The following is a 5,174-nucleotide window of genomic DNA, read 5'->3' on the forward strand; positions in this document are numbered from 1 at the left end:
GGGGAGTGAAGAGTAAGGTTGAGGCGTAAAGCGACAAAAGCCTTACAGATGGGTAAATAGTATATAACTCCGCCCCTTGGAGTGGTAAGCGGCGGCAGAGGGGGCCTGCCAAACAACCCTCGGGCTGTGAGCGTCGGTCGTGACATCGCTGCACGTCGAACAACCGGAGCGCACCATGCCCGCCAGAGTCTTCATCGCAGTCACGTTTTCCGTCTTTCTCGGATTCCTGGTGATGTTCGTGAGGTCAGGTGATAGCGGCAACGTTGAATTCCCGCAGGTCCGCTGGGACATAAACCGCGGCTTGGGCGCCTATCGGGAAATGGTTGCCGCCCGGGGACCGATCGCGCCGGACTCCCGTGGGGGTATCTGACCGCCTGCCCCGAACCGGCGCACTCATTCCCCTCGTACGCCGATTGACGAAAATCAGGCGTACGAGGGTCTACGAGGGTCATCGCGCCGGACTGCTCGGACTACTGCGTGCAGCCCTTCAGCCCGGTCGCCTTGAGCGTGACGCACGCCGTCGCGTCGCCCGCGTCCTTCACGGCCACCATCGGTGTGTACGCGTCGGTGTCCGTGTCGACCGTACCGGTCTGCTTCGCCGCGCCCGAGGCGGTGACGTCGACCTGGTCGCCCGGGGCCGCCTGGGTGATGCGCGCCCAGGCCGCCTGGCAGGTCTTGCTGTAGCGGACCTCGACGAGCGTGGTGCCGACGGTGACGCTGTTGGCGGTCTGCGCCAACTCGCCGCCGCAGCCCATGTTCTCCGGGTCCTTACCGGTGCACGCGGCACCGCTGCACTCCACCCCGACCGGCAGGTCGGGATTCGTGGCGGCCGAGGTGACCGGCGACGCGCTCGGCTTGGCCTCCGGCGTGTCATCACCCCGGTTGGTGAAGATCAGGGCAGCCGCGACCACCACCGACGCCCCCACGACGCCCGCGAGGAACATCGTGAGCCGCCGCTTGCGCCGCGAACCGCCGGACCCCCCGCCGGCGCCCGGCCGGGCGTCCTGCGGCTGACCGCCCTGCGGCGGTACGGGCATACCGGGAGTCCAGGGGGCCGCGCCCGGATATCCGGGCGCCCCCGACACCCCGGACGGGCCGGCCGGTCCTGCCGGATCCGCGGGCGGGGCCTGGCGCCCCCCGGCACCGCCCCTCACCGCCGGTCCCTGGTATCCGGCTATGCCCCACGAGTTGCTCTCGGCCGAGACGGAACTCGACGAGCCGGCGGAACTCGCCGAACTCGCGGAGCTCACCGAGCCGCCGGACACACCGCCCCGCGCCGCTCCGGCCCGTACGTCGCCCACCGAGTCCCGGGCCTCCGGGGGCGTCGGCTGCGGCGGCACGGTCGGTGAGACGCCCGCGGGTCCGGCGATCCCGGGAGTCACCGTCGCGCTCCGGGCGGCCCGCCCGTTCTTGCCGCTCCCGTTCTTCGTCTCGACGGCAGGCGCCCCGAGCTCACCGAGCGCGGCGCGCGCCTGGGAGATCCGTATGGCCTCCATCGTCATGTCGTGACGCATCTCCGAGCGGCTCCAGGCGCGCTCGGCCAGTTCCCACATCGTGGTCAGGTGCACCGGGTTGGTACCGGTGACCTCGGCCAGGGCGACGATCGCGCCCTTGGGCGCCAGAAGTCGGCCGCCCAGATAGCGCTCCCATGACGTCTTGCTGTAGCCCGTGCGGTCGGCCACCGCCGCGATGTTCAGGCCGCTGCGGTCCACGAGCCTGCGCAGCTGGCTCGCGAACTCCTTGACCTGCGGATCCAGTTCATCCGGCAAGGCCCTCCAACGAGGCATTGCTTCCCCCCTCTTCCCCCCGGTCGTGCCGGCTGTTCTCCCGTGCGTGGCGCCTTGGATCCCCTTGGCCGAACTCACCTCGACTGTCTTGGCTACCCACACGGATGCGCCCGGCGAGGATCTCGGTTCCCGGGGCGGGGGCGCACGGGAGCATTGTCGGGCCTGGGGATGCACCGTTGCACGCCCCTGGCTGACGGTCCAGTGTCCCAGTGTTCCACCGACAACCCTCCCGGTCGGCCGAACCTCCGGCTGGCGCGCGGGACGCCCCGGACCGTCCCGATTGCCCACATTAACCCGGACGTGTTGCGCCCCGGTTGCAAATCCTCGAACTTATCGACACATCGCCACACGGAAAGCACAAGAACGGTCACATCGGGTGCTCTTGTGTCAAATTCCCTCAGCAGCATCAACCAAAAGCGACAGCGCCGACCACCGTGACAAGCGCGAGCGCCAGCGCGAGGAGTACGGCGACGAGAAGCACCCGCCGGGAGGAGTCCACGGATTTCCCCCCGGAAGCCGCGGAAGTCACGGCGGACCCGGACTCCACCCACCACGGAAGCGTGGGCACCTCCTCCTCGTACACCCCGTCGCCCCCGTCCACCCCGCCCCGCAGCTCCGGCTTCGCCGGATCCGGGGCCGGTGGGCGGGGCCAGACCTGCACCGCCAGCTCCCGGCGTACGGCGAAGCGCTCGGCGTCGGCCGGGTCGAGGCCCGCGACCCGGCACAGGGCGGCTATCGCCTGCCGGGGCGGCGGCTGGCTCGCGTTCAGGTACCGCTGCCAGGAGGACTTGCTGTACGCGGTACGCGCCCCGAGCGCGGCCAGGCTGAGCCCGGTGCGGTCCTTGAGGAGCCGCACCTGCTCCACGAAGTGCCGCACCTCGGGCGGCAGGTCGTCCGGCAGCGGCTGCCAGGCGCTCATCGGGCGTCCTCCTCGACGTTCGTCGGCCGGTCCGAGGCATTTGACGACGTCAGAGGGCGGATCGGTTCCCGCCGGCACAAAGTACGGCCCTACCCGCCCTGGCCGCTGATCGTGTAGTGCAGCGTGTCGTCCAGGAACGGGATCGTCAGCCACGGGTTCGGCTGCGCCATCATCGACAGCAGCACGATGGCCGTGCCCAGCACCGTGTACGTGACCATGTCCGTGAACCGGGAGCGGACGGCGAGCATCCCGACGTCCGGCACCACCCAGCGCAGGACCGCTCCGGCCAGCAGCGCGGCCCCGATCAGCAGCGTCCCGTACCGGAACACGTCGAGCGCGGTCAGCAGCAGGCCGAGGCCGACCGTGCTCAGCACGGCCAGGATCGGCCACTGCCGGGCGGGCGCGGGCGCGTCCCCGGGAGCCGCCCGGCCGCCGCCCTCGGGTCGCGCGGTGTCCCGCGTGAAGAGGGGGAAGCGCCGCGTCGTACGCCGGGGGCGCCCGTGGGCGTCCGGCGCGCTGACGGGGTCGACGGTGGTGGGCTCGGGCACCTCACCGGACTCCGCCGCCGACTGTGCCGCGGGCTCCGTCGCGGGCTCCGCCCGCCTGTCCTCCGCCTCAGCCGGCACTGCGCTCCGCCGCCTCGACCACGTTGACGAGCAGCTGGGCACGGGTCATCGGGCCGACTCCGCCGGGGTTCGGGGAGATCCAGGCCGCGACCTCGGCCACGCCCGGGTGGACGTCGCCCACGATCTTGCCCTCGGCGTTGCGTGAGACACCGACGTCGAGGACGGCGGCGCCCGGCTTCACGTCCTCGGGGCGGACCAGGTGGGCCGAGCCCGCGGCGGCGACGATGATGTCCGCCCGCTTCAGGTGCGAGGACAGGTCACGCGTACCGGTGTGGCACTGCGTCACCGTCGCGTTCTCGCTGCGCCGGGTCAGCAGCAGCGGCATCGGGCGGCCGATGGTGACACCGCGGCCGACGACCACGACCTCCGCACCCTTGATCTCGACGCCGTGGGCGCGGAGGAGGGTGAGGATGCCGTTGGGGGTGCAGGGCAGCGGGGCCGGCTCGTTCAGGACGAGGCGGCCGAGGTTCATCGGGTGGAGGCCGTCGGCGTCCTTGTCGGGGTTCATCAGCTCGAGGATGCGGTTCTCGTCGATGCCCTTGGGCAGGGGCAGCTGGACGATGTAACCGGTGCAGGCGGGGTCCTCGTTCAGCTCGCGGACCGCCGCCTCGATCTCCTCCTGGGTGGCCGTGGCGGGCAGTTCGCGCTGGATGGAGGCGATGCCCACCTGCGCGCAGTCGCGGTGCTTGCCGGCTACGTACTTCTGGCTGCCGGGGTCTTCCCCGACGAGGATCGTGCCGAGGCCGGGCGTGACGCCCTTCTCCTTCAGCGCCGCCACGCGGGCGGTCAGATCGGACTTGATCGCGGCTGCGGTGGCCTTGCCATCGAGAATCTGGGCGGTCATGCCCCCATCCTCGCGGATTACCGGGTCCCGGTTCCAATCAGGGTCCATTCCGGACCCCTCTGTGCACCATGTGCCGTTTTCATCCCGTGTAGGCCCATGATCACCGATGTTGCGCTTGCACAACTCCTGCCGGATGCGGCTGGACAAGGGCTTACCTGGCCAACGACGATGAACGGCGCAGTATCGCGGTCCGCGTTGGGGGGCAAACCGCTCATTCCCTGATGTTCCTCCATGCCATCCGCGCCGTCCCCGCAGTGCAACGGAGGAAGACCAGCCATGAGTTTCGGCTCGCCGCAAAACCCCTACGGCCAACCCCAGGAGCCCCAGCAGGGGTACGGCTATCCCCAGCAGCAGCCCGGCCAGCCGGGCCAGCCCGGTTACGGCTACCCGCAGGCCCCCCAGGGGGTTCCGCAGCAGGGCTACGGCTACCCGCAGCAGCCCGGATACCCCCAGCAGGCCGGCTACCCCGGATACCCCGGCGGCCCCGGCCCCCGGGTCGCCTCGATGGGCCGCCGCTTCGGTGCCCGTGTGATCGACTGGCTGATCCTCGGTGTCCTCTCCTTCGCGCTGAGCTTCGCCGGCATCGCGAGCTTCATCGACTCGGCGCAGGACTGCGACGTCAATGCCGCCGACTACGACACCTGCATGAACAACGCGAGCGCGGACATGGTCGGCAAGTTCGGCGCCGTGTTCGTCCTCCTCGCTCTCGCCGGTCTGCTCTACGAGTGGCTGATGACCGGCCTGCTCGGCGCGACGCTCGGCAAGATGGCCGTCGGCATCCGCGTCGTGAAGGTCGAGACCGGCCAGAAGCCCGGGCTGGGCTCGGCGTTCATCCGCTGGATCATTCCGGTCGTCGGCAGCTTCGCCTGCGGCATAGGCCAGCTCATCGTGTTCCTGTCCCCGTTCTGGGACAAGTCCGGCCGCCAGCAGGGCTGGCACGACAAGGCCGCGAGCACGATGGTCATCCAGAAGTAGAACCGACCGCGGGACGTCGCGTT

6 protein-coding genes are annotated in these 5,174 nt (G+C 70.4%); 2 read left to right on the top strand and 4 right to left on the bottom strand.

Annotated elements, in window-relative coordinates:
* Nucleotides 1–139 precede the first annotated feature (139 nt).
* Entirely contained in the window at nucleotides 140–370 is a 231-nt protein-coding gene (locus STRTUCAR8_RS46485; RefSeq protein ID WP_158697506.1) for a hypothetical protein, read from the top strand.
* 100 nt (nucleotides 371–470) lie between these two features.
* Here STRTUCAR8_RS46485 and STRTUCAR8_RS46490 read toward each other — a convergent pair whose 3' ends face one another.
* From STRTUCAR8_RS46490 to STRTUCAR8_RS46505, 4 genes are all read right to left on the bottom strand, one after another.
* On the bottom strand, nucleotides 471–1,787 hold the full coding sequence (locus STRTUCAR8_RS46490; RefSeq protein WP_100247802.1) for an XRE family transcriptional regulator: 1,317 nt from the start codon (nucleotides 1,785–1,787) through the stop codon (nucleotides 471–473).
* Between the two features lie 406 nt (nucleotides 1,788–2,193).
* The gene (locus STRTUCAR8_RS46495) at nucleotides 2,194–2,706 is read right to left on the bottom strand and encodes a helix-turn-helix domain-containing protein (protein ID WP_006383489.1); all 513 of its coding nucleotides are present in this window, start codon (nucleotides 2,704–2,706) and stop codon (nucleotides 2,194–2,196) included.
* Nucleotides 2,707–2,795: 89 nt separating this feature from the next.
* The gene (locus STRTUCAR8_RS46500) at nucleotides 2,796–3,254 is read right to left on the bottom strand and encodes a DUF3017 domain-containing protein (protein ID WP_044474077.1); all 459 of its coding nucleotides are present in this window, start codon (nucleotides 3,252–3,254) and stop codon (nucleotides 2,796–2,798) included.
* A 67-nt stretch (nucleotides 3,255–3,321) separates the two neighbouring features.
* Nucleotides 3,322–4,176, bottom strand: coding sequence for a bifunctional methylenetetrahydrofolate dehydrogenase/methenyltetrahydrofolate cyclohydrolase (locus STRTUCAR8_RS46505; protein WP_006383492.1), 855 nt, complete (start codon nucleotides 4,174–4,176; stop codon nucleotides 3,322–3,324).
* Between the two features lie 276 nt (nucleotides 4,177–4,452).
* Here STRTUCAR8_RS46505 and STRTUCAR8_RS46510 point away from each other — a divergent pair, with 276 nt between their 5' ends.
* Nucleotides 4,453–5,151 (top strand): RDD family protein, encoded by a 699-nt coding sequence (locus tag STRTUCAR8_RS46510; RefSeq protein WP_006383488.1) that lies wholly within the window; start codon nucleotides 4,453–4,455, stop codon nucleotides 5,149–5,151.
* The last annotated feature ends 23 nt before the right edge of the window (nucleotides 5,152–5,174 follow it).

Origin of the sequence: Streptomyces turgidiscabies Car8 (genome assembly GCF_000331005.1) — a bacterium.
In the GTDB taxonomy this organism is placed as follows: domain Bacteria; phylum Actinomycetota; class Actinomycetes; order Streptomycetales; family Streptomycetaceae; genus Streptomyces; species Streptomyces turgidiscabies.

What these genes read in the sequence shown, in the direction of transcription:
- STRTUCAR8_RS46490 (WP_100247802.1), bottom strand. Translation starts at nt 1,787, where the DNA reads ATGCCTCGTTGGAGGGCCTTGCCGGATGAACTGGATCCGCAGGTCAAG.
- STRTUCAR8_RS46495 (WP_006383489.1), bottom strand. Translation starts at nt 2,706, where the DNA reads ATGAGCGCCTGGCAGCCGCTGCCGGACGACCTGCCGCCCGAGGTGCGG.
- STRTUCAR8_RS46505 (WP_006383492.1), bottom strand. Translation starts at nt 4,176, where the DNA reads ATGACCGCCCAGATTCTCGATGGCAAGGCCACCGCAGCCGCGATCAAG.
- STRTUCAR8_RS46510 (WP_006383488.1), top strand. Translation starts at nt 4,453, where the DNA reads ATGAGTTTCGGCTCGCCGCAAAACCCCTACGGCCAACCCCAGGAGCCC.